This window comes from Pandoraea pnomenusa (assembly GCF_000767615.3).
Classification (GTDB): domain Bacteria; phylum Pseudomonadota; class Gammaproteobacteria; order Burkholderiales; family Burkholderiaceae; genus Pandoraea; species Pandoraea pnomenusa.
In genome coordinates this window covers 1,188,347-1,208,782 of the sequence record NZ_CP009553.3, presented here as the reverse complement: position 1 = coordinate 1,208,782, position 20,436 = coordinate 1,188,347, and the positions used below count along the sequence as shown (strand labels likewise).

The 20,436-nt window shown below is 63.9% G+C and carries 20 protein-coding genes; 7 read left to right on the top strand and 13 right to left on the bottom strand.

Going from position 1 to position 20,436, the window contains the following annotated elements:
• Window positions 1-85: 85 nt before the first annotated feature.
• Both LV28_RS29610 and LV28_RS29605 read left to right on the top strand, forming a co-directional pair.
• A complete protein-coding gene (locus LV28_RS29610) occupies window positions 86-583 on the top strand; it encodes a GNAT family N-acetyltransferase (protein WP_025250384.1) in 498 nt (165 codons plus the stop codon).
• On the top strand, window positions 580-1,059 hold the full coding sequence (locus LV28_RS29605) for a GNAT family acetyltransferase (protein ID WP_023594601.1): 480 nt from the start codon (window positions 580-582) through the stop codon (window positions 1,057-1,059). The genes LV28_RS29610 and LV28_RS29605 overlap by 4 nt, the downstream gene beginning before the upstream one ends.
• Before the next feature lie 118 nt (window positions 1,060-1,177).
• On the opposite strand, the gene LV28_RS29600 is transcribed toward LV28_RS29605, so the two are convergent.
• The 7 genes from LV28_RS29600 to LV28_RS29570 all read right to left on the bottom strand — a co-directional run bounded on the left by LV28_RS29600 (window position 1,178) and on the right by LV28_RS29570 (window position 8,390).
• The gene (locus LV28_RS29600) at window positions 1,178-1,891 is read right to left on the bottom strand and encodes an ABC transporter ATP-binding protein (protein ID WP_023594600.1); all 714 of its coding nucleotides are present in this window, start codon (window positions 1,889-1,891) and stop codon (window positions 1,178-1,180) included.
• The gene (locus tag LV28_RS29595) at window positions 1,891-2,664 is read right to left on the bottom strand and encodes an ABC transporter ATP-binding protein (protein ID WP_023594599.1); all 774 of its coding nucleotides are present in this window, start codon (window positions 2,662-2,664) and stop codon (window positions 1,891-1,893) included. Before LV28_RS29595 ends, LV28_RS29600 begins: the two co-directional genes overlap by 1 nt.
• A gap of 21 nt (window positions 2,665-2,685) precedes the next feature.
• Complete coding sequence (locus LV28_RS29590) at window positions 2,686-3,822, bottom strand: ABC transporter permease subunit (protein ID WP_023594598.1); 1,137 nt, start codon at window positions 3,820-3,822, stop codon at window positions 2,686-2,688.
• 18 nt (window positions 3,823-3,840) lie between these two features.
• Window positions 3,841-4,791, bottom strand: coding sequence for a branched-chain amino acid ABC transporter permease (locus tag LV28_RS29585; RefSeq protein ID WP_023594597.1), 951 nt, complete (start codon window positions 4,789-4,791; stop codon window positions 3,841-3,843).
• 211 nt (window positions 4,792-5,002) lie between these two features.
• On the bottom strand, window positions 5,003-6,211 hold the full coding sequence (locus tag LV28_RS29580; protein WP_023594596.1) for a branched-chain amino acid ABC transporter substrate-binding protein: 1,209 nt from the start codon (window positions 6,209-6,211) through the stop codon (window positions 5,003-5,005).
• 740 nt (window positions 6,212-6,951) lie between these two features.
• Window positions 6,952-7,926, bottom strand: a complete 975-nt coding sequence (gene ispH, locus LV28_RS29575; protein WP_023594595.1) for a 4-hydroxy-3-methylbut-2-enyl diphosphate reductase — start codon at window positions 7,924-7,926, stop codon at window positions 6,952-6,954.
• Window positions 7,927-7,934: 8 nt separating this feature from the next.
• Window positions 7,935-8,390, bottom strand: coding sequence for an FKBP-type peptidyl-prolyl cis-trans isomerase (locus LV28_RS29570; RefSeq protein WP_023872108.1), 456 nt, complete (start codon window positions 8,388-8,390; stop codon window positions 7,935-7,937).
• Window positions 8,391-8,574: 184 nt separating this feature from the next.
• On the opposite strand from LV28_RS29570, the gene radC reads away from it, so the two are divergent.
• The 4 genes from radC (at window position 8,575) to nadB (ending at window position 11,738) form a co-directional block, all read left to right on the top strand.
• A complete protein-coding gene (radC, locus tag LV28_RS29565) occupies window positions 8,575-9,249 on the top strand; it encodes a RadC family protein (RefSeq protein WP_023594593.1) in 675 nt (224 codons plus the stop codon).
• A gap of 225 nt (window positions 9,250-9,474) precedes the next feature.
• Window positions 9,475-9,708, top strand: coding sequence for a 50S ribosomal protein L28 (gene rpmB, locus LV28_RS29560; protein ID WP_023594592.1), 234 nt, complete (start codon window positions 9,475-9,477; stop codon window positions 9,706-9,708).
• A 16-nt stretch (window positions 9,709-9,724) separates the two neighbouring features.
• Window positions 9,725-9,892, top strand: coding sequence for a 50S ribosomal protein L33 (gene rpmG / locus LV28_RS29555; protein ID WP_010807102.1), 168 nt, complete (start codon window positions 9,725-9,727; stop codon window positions 9,890-9,892).
• Between the two features lie 241 nt (window positions 9,893-10,133).
• Complete coding sequence (nadB, locus tag LV28_RS29550) at window positions 10,134-11,738, top strand: L-aspartate oxidase (RefSeq protein WP_038618520.1); 1,605 nt, start codon at window positions 10,134-10,136, stop codon at window positions 11,736-11,738.
• A gap of 149 nt (window positions 11,739-11,887) precedes the next feature.
• On the opposite strand, the gene nadC is transcribed toward nadB, so the two are convergent.
• From nadC to purN, 6 genes are all read right to left on the bottom strand, one after another.
• Window positions 11,888-12,793, bottom strand: coding sequence for a carboxylating nicotinate-nucleotide diphosphorylase (nadC, locus tag LV28_RS29545; protein ID WP_081214975.1), 906 nt, complete (start codon window positions 12,791-12,793; stop codon window positions 11,888-11,890).
• Window positions 12,790-13,923, bottom strand: a complete 1,134-nt coding sequence (gene nadA / locus LV28_RS29540) for a quinolinate synthase NadA (protein ID WP_023594589.1) — start codon at window positions 13,921-13,923, stop codon at window positions 12,790-12,792. The genes nadC and nadA overlap by 4 nt, the downstream gene beginning before the upstream one ends.
• A 95-nt stretch (window positions 13,924-14,018) precedes the next feature.
• Complete coding sequence (locus LV28_RS29535) at window positions 14,019-15,215, bottom strand: DesA family fatty acid desaturase (protein ID WP_023594588.1); 1,197 nt, start codon at window positions 15,213-15,215, stop codon at window positions 14,019-14,021.
• A 308-nt stretch (window positions 15,216-15,523) separates the two neighbouring features.
• Window positions 15,524-16,918 carry a mechanosensitive ion channel family protein gene (locus LV28_RS29530; RefSeq protein WP_231107031.1) on the bottom strand — a complete coding sequence of 465 codons (1,395 nt, stop codon included), beginning with the start codon at window positions 16,916-16,918 and terminating at the stop codon, window positions 15,524-15,526.
• A 127-nt stretch (window positions 16,919-17,045) separates the two neighbouring features.
• Window positions 17,046-18,323, bottom strand: coding sequence for an RsmB/NOP family class I SAM-dependent RNA methyltransferase (locus LV28_RS29525; RefSeq protein ID WP_048806718.1), 1,278 nt, complete (start codon window positions 18,321-18,323; stop codon window positions 17,046-17,048).
• Window positions 18,324-18,481: 158 nt separating this feature from the next.
• Entirely contained in the window at window positions 18,482-19,132 is a 651-nt protein-coding gene (gene purN / locus LV28_RS29520; RefSeq protein WP_023594585.1) for a phosphoribosylglycinamide formyltransferase, read from the bottom strand.
• A 224-nt stretch (window positions 19,133-19,356) separates the two neighbouring features.
• On the opposite strand from purN, the gene LV28_RS29515 reads away from it, so the two are divergent.
• Window positions 19,357-20,349 carry a bifunctional riboflavin kinase/FAD synthetase gene (locus LV28_RS29515; protein ID WP_023594584.1) on the top strand — a complete coding sequence of 331 codons (993 nt, stop codon included), beginning with the start codon at window positions 19,357-19,359 and terminating at the stop codon, window positions 20,347-20,349.
• Window positions 20,350-20,436: the final 87 nt, after the last annotated feature.

Sequence of the window (20,436 nt, the reverse complement as noted above, 5' to 3'; positions counted from 1 at the left end):
CAGGCCGTCGGCGTCGTCGCCCCCGGGAACGCCCCGGGGCGATGCGACGCCCGGTACCCCCAAGACATCAACGGAGACGCCTTCCATGAACGACCTGAGCCACGGGCACCCGCCCCCGCCGGCCGACGCCATCGTCGAGATCTCGTCCGACCCGGCACGGCTGGACATCGCCTTCATTCATCACGCGCTCTCGACACAAACGCACTGGGCCAAGGACATTCCCAGGGACACGCTCATGCGTGCCGTCTCGAATTCGCTGTGTTTCGGTGCCTACGCCACACAGGTCGAGGGCGGGCCGTCGCGTCAGGTCGGCTTCGCGCGCGTGATCACCGACCGCGCCACCTTTGCCTATCTGGCCGATGTGTTCGTCGATCCGTCGATGCGCGGCCTCGGCATCGGCAAGCGCCTTTGCGAAAATGTGCTGGCGCATCCCGCGCTGCAGCGCCTGCGTCGTTTTCTGCTTGCCACGACCGATGCCGCGGGTCTCTACGCCCGTTATGGCTTCGAACCGCTCGGACCGGTCAACAAGATGATGCAGATCCATCGCCCGGATATCTACACCGGCCCACAGGAAGCGCCATGATCGCCATGCCCGCCGAGATTCATATCCGCGCGTTCGACGACGCCGACACCGACGCGGTGCTGGCGCTTTGGCGCGACGCGTTCCCGGAATACAACGCTCCTGACAAGCCGCATCGCGAACCGCGTCGCTCGATCGCCAACAAGGTGGCGATGCGCGACGGTCTGTTCTTCGTTGCCGTGCGCGATCGCAAGATCGCCGGCACGGTGATGGCCGGCTACGACGGGCATCGCGGCTGGGTGTACTCGCTGGCCGTCGCGCGCGCGCTGCGCCGACGCGGCGTGGCGAGCGCCCTGCTGCGCCACGCGGAAGCCGCACTGGCCGAGCGTGGTTGCCTCAAGCTCAATCTGCAAGTGCTCACCCGATCGCGCGAAGCCCTGGCGTTCTACACGGCACATGGCTACGCGGCCGACGACGTCGTGAGCCTGGGCAAGCGCCTGCCGCTCATGCCGTCCGCGAACGTCTGGCGATCGCACTGACGCACCGCGACGACGCGCGCGCACACGCAAAAAACAAGGGCGCCGAAGTTGCCTTCGGCGCCCCTTGCCCGGATAAGCAAGCGATCACGCCGGCGTGCGCCAGCGGATCGCCGCCAACTCACTCGCCCAGATAGGCAGCGCGCACCTTCGGATCGTCGAGCATGTCCTTCGCATTGCCGGTCATGGTGACGAGCCCGCTGTCCATCACGTAGCCACGGTGCGCGGCCTGCAGCGCCAGACGCGCGTTCTGCTCCACGAGCAGCACCGTCACGCCCTCCGCCGACACCGTGCGCACCACTTCGAAGATCTTCTCGACCATGATCGGCGAGAGACCCATCGACGGCTCGTCGAGCAGCAACAGCTTGGGCTGGCTCATCAGCGCACGCGCCATGGCGAGCATCTGCTGCTCGCCGCCCGAGAGCGTGCCGGCGAGCTGGTCCTTGCGCTCCTTCAGGCGCGGGAAGATGCCGAACATCTTGTCGACGTCCTGCTTGATGCCCGCGTTGTCGTTGCGCAGATAGGCGCCCATCTGCATGTTCTCGAGAATGGTCATGCGCGTGAAGATGCCGCGACCTTCCGGCACCATCGCCAATCCCTGCTTGAGCAGATCGAACGCCTTCACGCCGCGAATCGACTTGCCCAGGTACTCGATGTCGCCATCGGCCCACGGCAACAATCCCGTGATCGCCTTCATCGTGGTCGTCTTGCCGGCGCCGTTCGCGCCGATGAGCGTGACCAGTTCGCCGGGCTGGATGGCGAGGTCGATGCCCTTGACCGCCTTGATCCCGCCGTAAGCGACTTTCAGGCCCTTGATCGTCAACATTGCGCTCATCAATGGCCTCCCGAACCCAGATACGCTTCAATCACCGCCGGATTTTTCTGCACATCCTGCGGCAAACCTTCGGCAATCACCTTGCCGTAATCGAGCACCGTCATGCGGTTGCACAACCCCATCACCAGCTTCACGTCGTGCTCGATGAGCAGAATCGTCTTGCCGTCGCTGCGGATCTTGTCGAGCAGGCCGCGCAATTCGACCTTCTCGGTCGCGTTCATGCCCGCGGCCGGCTCGTCGAGCGCGAGCAGCTTCGGATCGGTCGCCAGCGCACGCGCGATCTCCAGACGGCGCTGGTGGCCATACGAGAGGTTCGCCGCCGTGTAGTTGGCATACTTCGCCACGCCCACGTATTCGAGCAGCGCCATCGCACGATCGCGAATGGCACGCTCTTCGGCCTTCGCCCCCGGATGGCGCAGGATGGCACCGATCACGCCCATCTTCGTGCGCACGTGGCGACCGACCATGACGTTCTCGATCACGGTCATGCCGCCGAACAGACGAATGTTCTGGAACGTGCGGGCAATGCCCGCGCGCGCCACTTCATGAACGGCAGTCGGTTTGTAGGACGCGCCGTCGAGACGGAATTCGCCCGAGTCGGGCGTGTAGAGACCGGTGATCACGTTGAAGAACGTGGTCTTGCCGGCACCGTTCGGGCCGATCAGCCCGTAAATCTGCCCCGGCCGGATCTCCAGGCCCACATCGGTGAGGGCCTGCAGACCGCCGAAGCGCTTGTTCACGCCCTTGACGGACAGAAGAATTTGTTCGCTCATAGTCAGATCGTCTCCCTCGACTTACAGTGTCCGCTCTTCCGGACGCGGCGACGGCCACAGGCCGGCCGGACGGTACAGCATGATCAGAATCATGGCCAGACCGTACAGCAACTGCCGGATCACTTCGGGATCGACGATGACGCTACCGAACAACTGCGTCTGCAACGGGCCCATGGTCGAGCGCAGCACCTCGGGGAACGCCGAGAGCAGCACACCGCCCAGGATCACGCCCGGAATGTGGCCCATGCCGCCGAGCACCACCATCGAGAGCACGATGATCGACTCCCAGAAAGTGAACGACTCGGGCGAGACGAAGCCCTGGAACGCCGAGAACATGCCGCCGGCAACACCGCCGAACGACGCGCCCATGGCGAATGCGAGCAACTTGATGTTGCGCGTGTTGATGCCCATCGCCTTGGCGGCGATTTCGTCTTCACGAATCGCGACCCAGGCGCGTCCGATGCGCGAATGCTGCAAGCGCACGCAGATGAACGCGATGACCAGCGCAAGGAACACGAACAGGTAGTAGTACATGTACACCGAGCTGACCTGGAACCCGAAGACGCTGTGCGCCTTCGAGAAATCGAAGCCGAACAGCGACGCGGGCTCGATGCCGGTGATCCCCTTCGGGCCATTGGTGATGTTCACCGGCCGGTCGAGGTTGTTCATGAAGATGCGGATGATCTCGCCGAAGCCCAGTGTCACGATGGCCAGATAGTCGCCGCGCAGGCGCAGCGTCGGCGCACCGAGCAGGATGCCGAATATCGCCGCGACCGCTGCTCCGATCGGAATCGTGAACCACACCGGCACATGCAGTCCGTTCGGGAACAGATGCGCGATCCATTCGAACTGCGTGGTGAGGTGCGGCGAACTGAGGAACGCCGTGACGTACGCGCCCACCGCATAGAACGCGATGTAACCCAGATCGAGCAGGCCGGCGAAGCCCACCACGATATTCAGGCCCAGCGCGAGCATGATGTAGAGCAGCGCGAAGTCGAGCACGCGCACCCAGTAGTTGCCACCGGCATAGCCGACGAGCACGGGCGCGAAGACCGCGGCGATCAGGAAGAACGCCAGGCCACGATAGGCCTTGCGCGTGGCCGCCGCCGCAGAGATCTGCGTGGCGCCGCCGTTGGAGGTTTGCACGGGTTGATTCATGGTATCGATCCTCCCCGCTCAAGCACGATCGGCCACGCGTTCGCCGAGCAGGCCGCTCGGACGGAACACCAGCACCACGATCAGCACGACGAAAGCGAACACGTCCTGGTAGTTGCTGCCGAAGACGCCACCGGTCAGATCGCCGATGTAGCCGGCGCCCAACGCCTCGATGAGGCCGAGCAGCACGCCGCCGACCATGGCGCCCTGCAGGTTGCCGATGCCGCCGAGCACTGCCGCCGTGAACGCCTTCATGCCGGGAATGAAGCCCATGTAGAAGTGGACGTTGCCGTAGTTCGACGCCATCATCACGCCCGCGAGCGCCGCGAGGCCGCCACCGAGCGCGAAGGTCGCCGAGATCACGAAGTTGGGGTTCACGCCCATCAGGCCCGCGACGTTGCGGTTTTCCGCCGTCGCACGCATGGCGCGGCCGAGCTTGGTGCGGTTCACGAGTTGGGTGAGACCGAACATGACGAGGAAGGCGACCACGACGATCACGATGCCCGTGCCATTGGTCACGGCACCCGCATGCTCGCCGCGTTGCGGGATCACGGTCATGGCGTCGGTGGGCAGCAACTGCGGGAACGAGAGGGGGTTGCGCGACCAGATCAGCATGGCGATCGTCTGCAGAAGCAGCGACACGCCGATGGCCGTGATCAGCGGCGCGAGACGCGGCGCATTGCGCAACGGCCGGTAGGCCACGCGCTCGATCACGAAGTTGGTCAGGGCACACACGGGCATGCACACGAGTGTGGCAATGGCCAGCATGAGCGCCGGGTTCATGTCCGGCGCGATCTTCAGCAACAGGTTGATGGTGGACAGCGCGACCATCGCGCCGATCATCATCACGTCGGCGTGGGCAAAGTTGATGATGCCCAGAATGCCATAGACCATCGTATAGCCCAGTGCAATGATCGCGTAGACGCTGCCAAGCACGAGGCCGTTCAAGATTTGTTGGATAAAGATATCCATGAAGCTAACTCCTTGTCCCGAAAACGGGCTCTCGACACGCTTGCCCGATAGGGCGCGCGAGGGGGTCGAGAGAACTGCGGGTAATGAGGCGTAATCCTGTGTCAGGAAAGGGGCCGTGCCCGTCATGCAGGCACGGCATCGTTCCGCAGATGAAGAAACGGCACCGAATGGGTAGGCAACGGTGCCGTTTCATGGCGCAAGCGCCCGGGAGTTACATCTTCACCACGTCGAGCACGCTCTTCTTCTTGTCCTTGTAGTTGTAGAGCGTGATCACCGGCTCCTTCATGTCGCCCTTGCTGTCGAAGGCGATGTGACCGATGACACCCTTGTAGTCCGTGGCCGGCATGGCGGCCAGGATCTTCGCCGGGTCGGCCGAGTTGGCACGCTTCATGGCGTCGATGATCACGTTGACGGCGTCGTACGTGAACGGGGCGTAGATCTGGATCGGCTGGTTGAAGCGGGCTTCATAGCGCTTGGCGAAGTCCGCGCCGTTTTCCATCTTCGACAGCGCCATGCCCGCTTCCGAGCAGACGATGTTGTCGATGGCGTCGCCGGCCAGCTCGGCCACCTTGTCGGTACACACGCCGTCGCCGGCGAGCACCTTGGCGCCGATGCCCAGTTCCTTCGACTGCTTGGCGAACGGGCCGCCGGTCGCGTCCATGCCGCCGTACATGATGATGTCCGGACGCTCACCCTTGATCTTCGTCAGAATCGCGCGGAAGTCCGTGGCCTTGTCGTTGGTCGCGTCGTGCGAGAGAACCTTCATGCCGTTGGCCTTGGCGGTCTTCTCGAACTCGTCGGCCAGCCCCTTGCCGTAGGCCGTCGCGTCGTCGACGATGGCGACCGACTTGGCGTTGAGCGACTTGGTGGCGTAATTGGCCAGTGCCGGACCCTGCTGGGCGTCGGTGGCGACCACACGGTAGGTCGTCTTGAAGCCCTGCTGCGTGTAGGCCGGGTTGGTGGCCGACGGGGAGATCTGCACGATGCCCGCGTCGCTGTAGATCTTCGAGGCCGGAATCGTCGTGCCCGAGTTCAGGTGGCCCACCACGGCGACGACCTTCTCGTCGACGAGCTTCTGGGCAACCTGCGTGGCGGTCTTCGGATCGGCGGCGTCGTCTTCGGCCACCAGTTCCAGCTTGACCGGCTTGCCGTCGATCGTCAGACCGGCCTTGTTGGCCTCTTCGATGGCCAGGCGTGCACCATTTTCGTTATCTTTGCCCAGGTGAGCAATCTGGCCCGTCAGCGGTGCAACGTGGCCAATCTTGACTACAACCGCATCGCCGCCCCCGCTGGCGGCAGTCGTCGCGGCGGGTGCAGAAGCGGCACCCGAATCGGCCTGCTTTTCTTCCTTCTGGCCGCAGGCCGCCAACAGCGTCACTGCGGCGACTACGGGCAGTACCTTCGCGAACTTGAGGTGCATGTGATTATCTCCTGATTGTCGGCGTATATTGAATAACGCCAATGACGCCAATTCGACGTTTCGTATGCGAAACGCGCGCATTGTAACTCCATTCTTTGCGGCTGCGATGCTCGCCGCCACAGGGTTTTCCATAATCGGTGACTAAGGTTTTATACCAACTTGTACAACCCTATTTTTTCAAAAGTGCAACCCCGGAATTGTGAAAGGTTTTACACACCCGGCCGCACTGCCCCGGGTGGCTTCGTGGTGCAACCGATGCACCATATATGGGCTTGAGCAGCCCGCCAATCTAATATGCAATTACCGTGCCCGGCGGAGTTGGAGCGTTCATTCTAATTAAGGGAATATATAAATAATTAGATTCTGGAAAACCGGAATCCATGAACGCACCGCAATTCGTTATGTGTTGAATTAAAACTGATGGCATTCGGTTTTGGCTGATGAGACATCAAAAGCCAATAAATACGTCGCGCGGATTTTTTGCAAATGATGGCGCGGGAATGCGAAGATTCCGCAGGGAGATTCACGCGGGAAGGCGGGGCATTGCCGAATGGGAGTCGGGCAAGGCATGGCACGCCGCACCGCTTTGCGGCGGGCGCAAAAAAACCGGGGCACGCAACGTGACACCCGGTTTGGTGAGCTCAGGCGGCAAGCGCCCCGAGCGGTTCCGCGGATTGGGCGCGCGCGGGCCGCTTGTCGTGGGACTTCGGCGGCGCGCAACGCCCGTGGATTGCCCGGCGTCAGCCGGTCGTTACCGGCGTAAGCCCCTTGGGCAGCGGGAACGCGATGTTCTCCTCAACGCCCTCGAGTACCTTGACCTGATTGACACCCAACTCGCGCAAGCGCGACACGATCGACTGCGCCAGCACTTCCGGCGCCGACGCGCCGGCGGTCACACCGATACGACGCTTGCCGTCGAACCACGCGGCCTGCAACTGGTCCGGCGAATCCACCATATAGGCCGGCACCCCCATCTTCTCGGCCACTTCGCGCAAACGATTCGAGTTCGAGCTGTTCGGGCTGCCCACGACCACCACCACGTCGCACTGCGGCGCCATGAACTTCACCGCGTCCTGGCGGTTCTGCGTGGCGTAGCAGATGTCCTGCTTCTTCGGCTCGGTGATCGACGGAAAGCGCTGCTTGAGCGCGTTGATAACCTCGGCGGCATCGTCGACGGAAAGCGTCGTCTGCGTCACGTACGCCAGCTTGCTTTCGTCGGCGACCTGGAGCGACATCACGTCGTCGATCGTCTCGACGAGGAACATGCCCTCGCCCGACTGCCCCATCGTCCCCTCGACTTCCGGATGCCCCTTGTGGCCGATCATGATGATCTCGAGCCCCTGGCTGCGCATCTTGGCGACTTCGACGTGCACCTTCGTGACGAGCGGGCACGTCGCATCGAAAATGCGCAGTCCGCGCGCTTCCGCTTCGGCCCGCACCGCCTGCGATACGCCGTGGGCGCTGAAGATCAGCGTGTTGCCCGGGGGGACATCCGTGAGTTCCTCCACGAAGATCGCGCCTTTCTTGCGCAGATTCTCGACGACGTACGCGTTGTGCACGATCTCGTGACGCACGTAGATCGGCGCGCCATACATGGCGAGGGCGCGCTCGACGATCTCGATCGCGCGGTCGACGCCCGCGCAAAAACCGCGCGGCTGAGCCAACAGGATTTCCGCATCCGACAGCGTCGGTGCAACGACTTGGGTGGCGCTCATTTCGATTCCTACAGAATGCCGATAATCTGGACTTCGAACACGATCGGCTGGCCGGCCAGCGGATGGTTGAAGTCGAACAAGGCCCAGCCGTCGCCCAGTTCGCGCAGGATGCCCGCATAGCGGCCACCGCTCGGCGCGTTGAACTCGACCAGATCGCCCACGCTGTACTCCTCGCCGAAATTGCTGTTTTCCTGGAGCGTCTTCATCGAGACGCGCTGCAGCAGTTCCGGGTTGCGCGGACCGAAGGCCTGCTCGGGCGCCAGCTCGATGCTGCGCCGCTCCCCCACCGTCATTCCCAGCAGCGCCTGCTCCAGTGTCGGCGCCATCTGACCGCCGCCGAGCTGCAGCGTGGCCGGTGTGCCTTCGAAAGTGTTGACAATGTCCGCGCCGTCCGGCGCGGCAATCCGATAGTGGAGCGTCAGATAGGAATCGTCTTGAACCACGGGGGATGCGACAGAACTCATGGGGATCTCAATGCAGGGTCAAGCTATTATTGTAAATGACGACGCGTTGCGCGTCCGGCTCCCCATCAAAGCTGCCCCGATTTTTGTCTGCCGGTGCAGCGTCCCCGTAACCGGTCACCGCCCACGTGACCGCTGCGGCAGCCGCGATCATGCGCGCGGCGCGACCGCCTGTGGAGTCGTTGTCATGTCCATCGCCCAATGGCCGCTCGCCGAGCGTCCCCGAGAAAAAATGCTGGCCCGAGGGCCTGGCGCCCTGTCCGACGCCGAGTTGCTCGCCATCCTGCTGCGCACCGGTTCGCAGGGACGCAACGCCGTCGACCTCGGACGCGAGTTGCTCGCACGCAGCGGTTCTTTGGCGCGGCTGCTCGTCACGCCGTTCGAGACCCTGCGGCAGATTCCGGGCCTCGGCCAGGCGAAATCCCTACAGTTCCAGGCGGCCGTCGAAGTGGCGCGACGCATGCTGGGCGAGGGCATGGCGTCGGGCAGTCTGCTCGATTCCCCCACGCGGGTGCGCGACTACCTGCGGCTCACGCTGCAGGACCGCTCGCGCGAACGTTTCGCCTGTCTGTTTCTCGATGCGTCTCACCGGCTCGTGAGTACACGGGTCATGTTCGAAGGTACCCTCACGCAAACGTGCGCCTACCCGCGCGAAATCGTTCGGGCCGCGCTGGAAGTGCATGCCGCGTCGGTCATTGTTGCCCACAACCACCCGTCGGGCGTGGCCCTGCCGAGCGCTGCCGATCTCGCGCTCACACGGCAGCTGGGCGAGGCCCTGGCCTTGCTGGAGATCCGGTTGCTCGACCATTTCATCGTGGCCGGCGACACCGTCTGTTCGCTCGCGGAGCATGGCGGATGGTGACGCACTACAACACTTGCACGGAAATTTGGCAGCCGAGTCGCGTTCACGCCGCGCTTGCGCTATAATCCGTCCCTTCCCCGAATCTCCGACAGACGTTTCCCGCCAGGGACTCGCATCCTAAATCGACTAAAGCGATTGATTTGTCTGGGATTTTTGTGGTATCATCGCGGTCTGTCTTTTCGACTCACCATTTTTTTACACAGAATTCTGGGTTAGGAGTGCTTCATGGCACGCGTATGTCAAGTGACCGGGAAAGCGCCGATGGTCGGCAACAACGTTTCCCACGCCAACAACAAAACCAAGCGCCGTTTTCTCCCGAACTTGCAAAATCGCCGGTTCTGGGTTGAGAGCGAAAACCGTTGGGTGCGCCTTCGCATTTCGAATGCGGGCCTGCGCCTGATCGACAAGAACGGTATCGACTCCGTTCTGGCCGACCTGCGTTCGCGCAACGCCATCTAAGTTTTAGGAGCTCATCATGGCAAAAGGCGCTCGCGACAAGATCAAACTGGAATCGACCGCAGGCACGGGTCATTTCTACACGACCACCAAGAACAAGCGTACCCATCCGGAAAAGATGGAAATCAGCAAGTTCGATCCGGTGGCTCGTAAGCACGTGCCCTACAAGGAAACCAAGATCAAATAAGATCAACAGGTTTTCTCGCAGCAGTTCGCTGCTGCGTTCGATACCCCGCCTCTGGCGGGGTTTTTCATTTGGACGTCCCGAAATTCGCAACGCTACGCTATGCGTAGTGACTCCGCGCACAATTTCTACGATGTGCGCATAGGGCGATGTGTCAAGCGCGTATTGACTCGCTATACTGGCTCATCTTTCACCCCGGGATCGCGCCACGCTTGTCGCGCCGGTCCCAGACACCGCGCGAATCATGAATTTCGATGTCGTCATTGTCGGCAGTGGACTGGCCGGCCAATCCGTCGCCCTGCATCTGGCCGATACTTGCCGAGTGGCACTGGTCGCCAAACGTCCCATGCCCGAGGGCGCAAGCGACTGGGCACAGGGCGGCATCGCCGCCGTCCTCGACTCGACCGACAGTGTCGATGAGCATGTGGCCGACACCCTGATCGCCGGCGCCGGTCTGTGCGACGAGGCTGCCACGCGCTGCATTGTCGAGCACAGCCGCGAAGCCATCGAATGGCTGATCGCGCAGGGCGTGCCGTTCACCCGCGACGACGCCGCCGAGCTGGGCTTTCACCTGACGCGCGAAGGCGGTCACAGCCATCGGCGCATCATTCACGCGGCCGATGCTACCGGCCACGCCGTGATCGCCACGCTCACGGAACGCGTACGCCAACATCCGAACATCACGCTCTTCGAGAATCACTTCGCCGTAGACCTGATCACGTCGGACCGCGCGCATAGCGCACCGACCGCCGGTCGCCATTGCCAGGGCCTCTACGTACAGGATCTCGCGACGGGCGAAGTTCACGCGATGACCGCGCGCCACACGGTGCTCGCCACCGGCGGCGCCGGCAAGGTCTATCTGTACACGACCAACCCCGATACGGCCACCGGCGACGGCATTGCCATGGCATGGCGGGCGGGGTGCCGCATCGCCAACATGGAATTCATCCAATTCCATCCGACATGTCTTTACCACCCGTACGCGAAGTCGTTCCTGATCACCGAGGCCGTGCGCGGCGAAGGCGGCCGTCTCGTGTTGCCGGACGGTACCCGCTTCATGCTGCAGCACGACCCGCGCGCCGAACTGGCGCCGCGCGACATCGTCGCCCGAGCCATCGACTTCGAGATGAAGAAGCACGGGTTGGATTGCGTCTATCTCGATATCAGTCACCAGAGCCCGGAATTCCTGCAGGAACACTTTCCCACGATTCTGGCGCGTTGCGCGGAGCTGGGCATCGATATCACTAAGCAACCGATCCCGGTCGTGCCGGCCGCCCACTACACGTGTGGCGGTATCGTCACCGACATGCACGGGCGCACCGACCTGCCGGGACTCTATGCCGTGGGCGAAGCGACTTACACCGGCCTGCATGGCGCCAACCGCCTGGCGAGCAATTCGCTGCTGGAATGTCTCGTGCTCGGCAAGGCGGCGGCGCAGGACATCGAGCGCTGCGGGACAACGGCCCCCGCGACCACCAATGTCCCCGCCTGGGACGAAAGCCGCGTCTCGGACGCCGATGAGGAAGTCGTGGTGGCACACAACTGGGACGAACTGCGTCGCATGATGTGGAACTACGTCGGTATCGTGCGCACGACCAAGCGCCTGGAACGCGCCCAGCATCGTATTGCCCTGCTTCGCGAGGAAATCGCCGAGTATTACGCGAACTTCCGAGTCACGCGCGATCTGCTTGAGCTGCGCAATCTGGTCGACGTGGCGTCGCTCATCGTCGACAGCGCGCTATCGCGTCACGAGAGCCGCGGCCTGCATTTCTCGCGTGACTTCCCCGACACCCTGCCGAAGGCACTACCGACCGTGCTCTCCCCCGCGCTCCCTCGCCGCGTGCGCTGACGTCACACTCGCCGAGGCCTGGAAAGCCTCACGTGCCGCGCTCGCGCGCATTCGAGCGGGCAACAAAAAACGGCCACAGGTGTACCTGTGGCCGTTTTGCACTCGGGAGAACAAGAGCGCCGTCGGCACCGCCTCCCCCCCCAGACGCGTTACCCGACCGTCTCAACGATGCGCATGGAGTAATCGGTTGCGCGAATGTCCTTGGTCAGACTGCCGACCGAGATACGATCGACGCCCGTCTCCGCAATCGCGCGCAGCGTTTCGAGATTGATGCCACCCGAGGCTTCGAGCACCGCGCGCCCGTCGGACACTCTCGCCGCTTCCCGCATCATCTCCAACGTGAAATTGTCGAGCAGGATCGACTTCGCTCCGCATTCCAGCGCCGTCTCGAGTTCCTCGAGCGACTCGACCTCGATCTGCACGGGCGCGCCGTCCGCCAGACGATCGGCGTTCGCCAGCACCTGACGAATGCCGCCCGCGGCGGCAATGTGATTTTCCTTGATGAGAATGCCGTCGTACAACGCCAGCCGCTGATTGGCCCCGCCCCCCACAAGCACGGCAAATTTTTGCGCGAGGCGCAGCCCCGGCAACGTCTTGCGCGTATCGAGCACCCGCGCCTTCGTGCCTTCCACGATGTCGGCGTATCGGCGGACCGCCGTGGCCACCCCGGAGAGCATCTGAAGGAAGTTCATCGACGTGCGCTCGCCCGTCAGCAGCGCGCGCGCCGGGCCGTGAATGTCGCATACCACGGAGTCGGGCGTCATGCGCTCGCCCTCGCGGTAATGCCATTGCACGCGCACCGAGGCGTCGACGCCTCGCATGCATTGCTCGAACCAGCGCACCCCGCACAGCACCGCCGATTCGCGCACAATGATGCGTGCGTGCGCCATTTCCTCCGACGGCACGAGCAGGCCTGTCAGATCGCCGGCCCCGACGTCCTCGGCAAGCGCGTCGCGCACATTGCGCGCGAGTGCCGCTTCGAGCGGCTCGCCGAAAGTCGCAAAATGCGGGGACAAAGCCGCTTCGGTACTCAGCGTTTTCGATGATGTCATCATGCAGGGCCCACACCGGAGAACAGCGCGCCGTCGCGCGCGAAATCGCCGCTCGCACGCACACTCTGCTTGCGCGCCTCGGCGAACTTCAACATACGGTCGATACAGGTATGCGCCCGGCGGCCAATCTCCGGATCGACGTGAATCTCGTTGCGGCCAGATTCCAGCACATCGGCCAGATTTTGCAGACTGTTCATGGCCATCCACGGGCAGTGCGCACAACTCTTGCACGTCGCGCTGTTGCCTGCCGTCGGCGCCTCGATGAAGTGCTTGCCCGGCGCCGCGGCGCGCATCTTGTGCAGAATGCCGTTGTCGGTGGCCACGATGAACTCGGTGGCATCCATCGTCTGTGCGGCGGTGATCATCTGCGAGGTCGAGCCGACCACATCGGCCTGCGCCACCACCGCTGCGGGCGACTCCGGATGCACCAGCACCTTCGCGTTCGGATATTCACGACGCAGCAATTCCAGTTCGGTGCCCTTGAACTCGTCATGAACGAGGCACGCGCCCTGCCACAACAGCATGTCGGCCCCCGTCTGCTTCTGGACATAGCTGCCCAGATGGCGATCCGGCGCCCACAGGATCTTCTTGCCCTGCGCATGCAGGTGCGCCACGATTTCCAGCCCGATGGACGACGTGACCATCCAGTCGGCCCGCGCCTTTACCGCCGCGCTCGTGTTCGCGTAGACGACGACCGTGCGATCGGGATGCGCGTCGCAAAAAGCAGCGAACTCGTCGGCCGGGCACCCCAGGTCCAGCGAGCAGGTCGCGTCCAGGTCCGGCATCAGAATGCGCTTTTCGGGGCTGAGAATCTTCGAGGTCTCGCCCATGAACCGCACACCGGCCACGACCAACGTACTGGCCGAATGATGGCGGCCGAAACGGGCCATCTCCAGCGAGTCGGCCACGCAGCCGCCGGTCTCCTCGGCGAGGTCCTGCAAGTCGGCGTCGACGTAGTAATGCGCCACCAGCACGGCATTCTGCTCGACGAGCAAACGCTTGATTCTGGCCTTGAGGGCCGCGCGTTCCTCCTGCGACGGCGCCTCCGGGACACGCGCCCACGCATGGGCGACGCAAGTGGCGCCGCTCGGTGCGGGGCGCTCGAATTCTACGGATTTCAGTGAGGCGTTCATGTTCACTTGTCCCGTGGCGGGACCGGGAATGACAAAACCCCGCCGTGGCGGGGTTTCGATTATGCGTCAAAAACGAATTTCAGGCGCAAGTCCGTTCAGGCGTAGCGACGCAGGCGCGAAGCGAATTCCTGCAACGCATGAATTCCGCTTTGCTCGGCGCGTTGGCACCAGTTCTGCAGCTGGCTCAGCAACTGCTCGCGCGATGCGTTCGAACGCTCCCAGATACCGGCCAGTTCATTGCGCAGTTCGTAGTACGTCTTCACCGCATTGCTGTGCGCGAAGATCTCGCCGAGTTGCTGCTTCTGCGGCTCCTGCAGCGAGGCTTCGTCGTGATGCAGCCACTTGCGTGCACCGCGGAACAACTGGTACTCGCCGTGCTGGCGCTTCTCCTTGAAGCGCGCCAGCTCCTCTCCGTAGGCCCGCTTGAAGGTCTTGGCATAGCGCGCCATCACTTCATAGCGGTTCGAGAGCACGGCCTGCAGCGTGTCGTCGTCGCACGCCGCCTTGTTCTTCGCGAGCTTGGGCGTCGGCGCGATCTTCTTCACCTTGGCCAGCCCCACCGCCTGCATCATGCGGATGTACATCCAGCCGATATCGAACTCGTACCACTTGTTCGACAGCTTGGCCGACGTGGCGTAGGTGTGGTGATTGTTGTGCAGTTCCTCACCGCCGATGATGATGCCCCACGGGAGCAGGTTCGTCGACGCGTCGGCGCAGTTGAAGTTGCGGTAGCCCCAGTAGTGGCCCAGACCATTGACGACACCGGCGGCCCAGAACGGGATCCACACCATCTGCACGGCCCACACGGTCAGACCGATGGCACCGAACAGCGCAATGTCGATGATCATCATGAAGCTGATGCCCAGGATCGGATAGCGCTTGTAGACATGGTTCTCGATCCAGTCGTTCGGCGTGCCGTGGCTGAACTTGCGCAGCGTTTCCTCGTTCTTCGCTTCGGCGCGATAGAGCTCGGCGCCTTCGGCCAGCACCTTCCACAGACCACGCGTTTGCGGGCTGTGCGGATCTTCAGGCGTCTCGCACTTGGCGTGGTGCTTGCGGTGAATCGCCGCCCACTCGCTGGTGACCATCCCGGTGGTCATCCACAGCCAGAAACGGAAGAAATGGGAGACGATCGGATGCACGTCGAGCGCGCGGTGCGCCTGGCAACGGTGCAGGTAGATCGTCACGGCGGCAATCGTTACATGGGTAACGGCCAGCGTGAACAACGTGATCTCCCAGCCGCTCCAGTCGAGCAGGCCGGTCGAGAGAAATCCAAGAAGACTGTCCAGCAAAATATCACTCCAAACTGATCAATACGGTAGCCATCACGGCAAGTTCTCCATGCCGTGTCGTGTCTTGTCGGGCCGAATCGGCATCGATGGCCGTCGCGTCAAGGTCTCGTTCTTTCGCTCGCTTGACGCTTGGATTCGCTGGAGGTCGGCAAGTTGCGGCATGCCGGGGCGATATGGGCGGAAAACGTGCCAGTGAACGTCTGTTGTTATGGTTTGGGAGGCATTTTACCTGACGGACTGTCGCCCGTGTGTCGCCTGCCCGCCACGCATTTTGTCGCAGGTCAATCCCGTCGCCCGGACGAAACCCGCTACGAGGTCGTCTTTACGCCGTCATCTTCCGGTGGCAAAGCCCGCCGGGCCGACGCCGATGAAGGATCGGGTTGATTGACATGATGGGAAGGAATACCGTCCGGCCAATCATTCAGAATGCGTATTTCGCGCTGGGCATACGGAATTTCAATACCATGTTCGCGAAATGTGCGCCAAATCCGCAAATTGATTTCCGAGCGGATCGCGCCGCTGCCTTGCGCCGGATCTTGCACCCAGAACCCCATTTCCAGATCCATCCCGTCTGCGCCGAAATTCAGCAGCAACGCCGACGGCGGCGGATCGGCCAGCACACGGGGGATGTCCTGTGCCGCCTTGAGCATCAGCGACATCGCCAGCTCCACGTCCGCGCTGTAGGCGACCTGCACGTTGACCTTGGCGCGGCCGCGCGTCTCGGTAAACGAATGGTTCTGCACGACGTTCGTGACCAGTTGCTCGTTCGGCACGAGCGCCTCCACGCCGTCGAGGCCGCGCACCACGGTGTAGCGCGTATTGATCTGCGACACCGTGCCGTGATACGGGCTGACCGTGATCAGATCGCCGATACGCACCGACCGGTCGAGCAGAATGATGAAGCCCGACACGAGGTTCGATGCGATCTTCTGCAGGCCAAAGCCCAGCCCCACGCCGAGCGCGCCGCCGAATACCCCGAGCACCGTAATGTCGATGCCGACGAACGAAAGCGTAACGAGTACCGCAATCAGCGTGAGCAGCCCCTTGACGGTGCGCGAAAGCACGACCTTCAGGTTGCCGTCGAGCGTGGTCGTGCGCATGATCCGGTCTTCGATCAGCGAGCCGACCCACATCGCGAGCATCAGCGTCACCCCGACCCAGAGCAGGCCGGAGAGAATCGAGAGCAATGTGAGATGGCTCGCGCCGACCGCGAAGCGCACGCTGCCCATCCACTTGAGGATGTCGTCGTGCACGCCGAGCACGTAAGCGATCATCGTCAGCCAGGCGAGCGTGGTGAACACGCGCTCGAAGACTTTGAGCAGGCCCGATGCGTGCGGCGACGTCGCAAACAGTCGACGGGCGAAATAGAACGCCAGATAGATCAGCGCCGTGCCAAAGAGCGGCACCTCGGCGAGCATCAGCAGCGAGACGCGGGTGTGCTCCTGGAGCACCACGCGCGTGAGTGCGACGCACATCCAGCCGAACATCGGGAAGAACGCGCGGCGCAGACTCGACGACCCGGCGCGGCGCGACGGCGCCACCCGGTCGAAATGGCGGTCGAGGCGCCCGATCATCCAGCGCCGCAGGACGAACGCGGCGGCGAGCGCAACCACCAGCGCCACGATTTGCCAGATGATCTGCGTGTCGCCGAAGTCGCGAACGACGTCGCGCACCAGTCTCGCGAAAGCCGGACTTTCCTGCATCGCCATCTCTTTTATCTCTTGTTGTCAGCCGACATCATTTGGCGCCGCCGGCCCGGGGCATCGACCCCGGCCGGGCAAGGCGAGATCGGCGCCGTTCATCGCCCCACCCTATCCCCACCCCCATCCATCAAGCCTGGGCCGCCCGGCGCTCGAACACCGCGGCAAAGAAACCGTCGGTGGCGTGGCGGTTCGGCAGCAGCTCGAGGTACTTGCCGGTATCGAGCCCGATCTTCTGCGATGCGAGCAATGTGTTCGCCGGCAGCAGCACGAAGTCGGGATGCGCGGCCGCGAACGCTTCGGCGATAGCCGCGTTCTCTTCGTTGAGCAGACTGCATGTGGCATACACGAGACGACCGCCCGGCTTGACCAGGCGCGCGGCACTCGCGAGGATCGACGCCTGTTTCTGCGTGAGCTCGTCGACCGACTGCGGTGTCTGCCGCCACTTCAGGTCCGGATTGCGGCGCAGCGTGCCCAGCCCGCTGCACGGCGCGTCGACCAGCACCCGGTCGATCTTGCCCGCCAGACGTTTGATCTTGCTGTCGTTCTCGCTGTCGATCATCACAGGATAGACGTTCGACAAACCGCTGCGCGCCAGACGCGGCTTGAGCTTGGCGAGACGCTTCTCGGAGACGTCGAACGCATAGAGCCGCCCCGTCGAGCGCATCTGCGCGCCGATCGCGAGCGTCTTGCCCCCGGCACCGGCGCAGAAGTCGACAATCATCTCACCGCGGCGCGGCGCCACCAGCTGGCACAGCAACTGGCTACCCTCGTCCTGCACCTCGATCGCGCCGGACACGAACAGCGGGTGCTTCTGCAGCGCCGGCTTGCCGGCCAGGCGAATGCCGTTGGGCGCGTAAGGCGTGGGCTCGGCCGAAAACCCGTCTTCGCGAAGCGTCGCGAGCACATCGTCGCGGCTGGCCTTGACGACGTTCACGCGGCAGTCGAGCGGCGCCGGTTGATTGAGCGCGGCGGCCAGGTTTTCGAGCTCGGCGGCGTCGAAACGCGCGGCCAGCCGTTCGTAAAGCCACTCCGGCAAGTTAGTACGCACTCTCGGCTTGAGCGTCGCCGGATCGATCTGTCCTACGCGCTCGAGCCAGTCGACTTCCTCCGCGGACGCCACGAGCTTGACCGACGCGATACCGCGCGTGAACGCCAGTCCAAGCAGCGCGAGACGGCGCTCCAGCGGGCCGGAACCGCTCTCTGCGTGCTGCCCGAATTCGAGCTTGCGACGCAGGATGGCGAATACCGTTTCGGCCAGCACGCCGCGCTCGCGGTGCCCCAGGCGGTCGTGAGCGCGGAAGTAGGTGCTCACGAGCGTATCGGCCGGACCGGTGAACGTCAGCACGGTGCCGAGCAATTCCTGCGTGCGCTCGAAAAGCGCGGGCGACAGGTGTTCGCCGCGCATGCGGGCGCTGTCCACCGGCGCGGCGTCGTGCCGGCGGTCGCCGTCGCGGGTGCTTCGGCCTCCCTTGCTGCCATACGACGAACGGGAATCGAACGATTTACCGCCGGTGCGGCCACCGGCGTGATTTGCGCCATTGCGGCGCTGGGTCGGGCGTGTGCTCATGCGTCCTCACCAAAGAGCCATTGCGAGTCGGGCGTGCCGTCGGCGGCGGGCAGGACCGTCACGCGGCCATCGGCCACGACCAGACGGTCTTCCACGAACCAGCGCACGGCGCGCGGATAAATGATGTGTTCGAGCGGCAGGATGCGCTCGGCCAGCGCTTGCGGGGTATCGCCCGGGCGCACCGGCACGGCGGCCTGCAGCACGTATGGGCCGTGATCGAGCTCGGACGTCACGAAATGCACCGTGGCGCCCACGATCTTGCACCCGGCGTCGAGCGCGCGGGCGTGCGTTTGCAACCCGGGAAAGGCCGGAAGCAGCGACGGATGGATGTTGATGAGGCGGCCGGCGTAGCGCTCGGTGAATGCCGGTGTGAGAATGCGCATGAACCCGGCGAGTACGACCAGATCGGGCTGATGGCGATCGATTTCGGCGGCGAGTTCGGCGTCGAACGCCTCGCGGGTCTTGCCGCGGCTCGGCACCATGGCTGCCGGGATGCCGTTTTCGGTGGCGAACGCCAGGCCTTCGGCCTCGGCACGATTGGCGATGACAGCGGCCACGCGGGCCGGCCAGCCTTCTGCGGTACAGGCCCGGACGATGGCCTGCATGTTGCTGCCTCGTCCGGAAATCAGGATGACAATGTTCTTCATCGCCGGATTTTATCATTGGCGCGGCGCACCAGACAGCGCGATGCACGCCGCGATGGCCCCGAAGCGTTTATAATTCAACGTTCTGCGGCGCCGCAATGTCGGTCTGGCCGTTCTGCGGGAAACGGGCCGGGTACGGCCCGCGCAGACCGCCGGGCCCACGCAGCCGTGCCGCGCAGTCCATCCACCAACGCTCAATCAACGTCCTGTACTGACGCTTCCTTATCGTGCGAGTCTTCCGGGGTCTACCCAACGCGCAAAGCAAAGCGCCCTGCGTGCTGACGATCGGCAATTTCGACGGCGTGCACCTGGGCCACCAGGCACTGCTCGCACGTGTGCGCGCCGCCGCGGCCGCGCGCGGCCTGCCGGTGTGTGTAATGACGTTCGAGCCGCATCCCCGCGAATACTTCACGCCCGACCGGGCGCCGGCGCGTATCTCCAACCTGCGCGACAAGTTCGAGGCCCTGCGCGCGCAGGGGGTCGACCGGCTGGTGGTGGAACACTTCAACGCCCATTTCGCCGGACAGTCGCCGGAGGACTTCGTGCGCAACATCATCGTCGACGGCCTGCACACCCGCTGGCTGCTCGTGGGCGATGACTTCCGCTTCGGCGCCAGGCGCGCCGGCGACATCGAATATCTGCGCGACGCCGGGCGCCGCTTCGACTTCGTCGTCGAGCAGATGCCGACCATCGCGCATGACGGCGTGCGCATCTCCAGTTCGGAAGTCCGCGCGGCGCTTGCCGACGGCAATTTCGAGCGCGCCCACGCGCTGCTCGGCCGTCCGTACGCCATCACCGGCCACGTGGTGCACGGCATGAAGCTCGGCCGCAAGCTGGGCTACCCGACACTCAATCTTCGCATCGCCCACAAGCACCCTGCCCTGTCGGGCATCTTCGTCGTGCAGGTGCACGGACTGGCCGAGCGGCCGCTGCCCGCCGTGGCGAGCCTGGGACTGCGTCCGACCGTCGACGACTCGGGCCGTGTACTGCTCGAGGTGCATCTGCTCGACTTCGCGGGCGACTGCTATGGCAAGCTCGTACGCGTGGAATTCCTGCAGAAGCTGCGCGACGAGGCGAAATTCGACGGACTGACCGAACTCGAAGCCGCCATCGCACAGGACACGCGCGAGGCCCGCGCCTATTTCGCCCATGCGCTCGACGCCAACGGCCCGAGCGCGCGACGCGATTTCGCCACCTCGGCGACCGACCGAATTAGTTGATCTTCGCCCGCGTGCGCCGGCGCCCCGCGCCGCGCGCGCGGCCTGCCGCCGCCACTGGCACCTGCCCGGGCGTTGCATTTCCCGGCC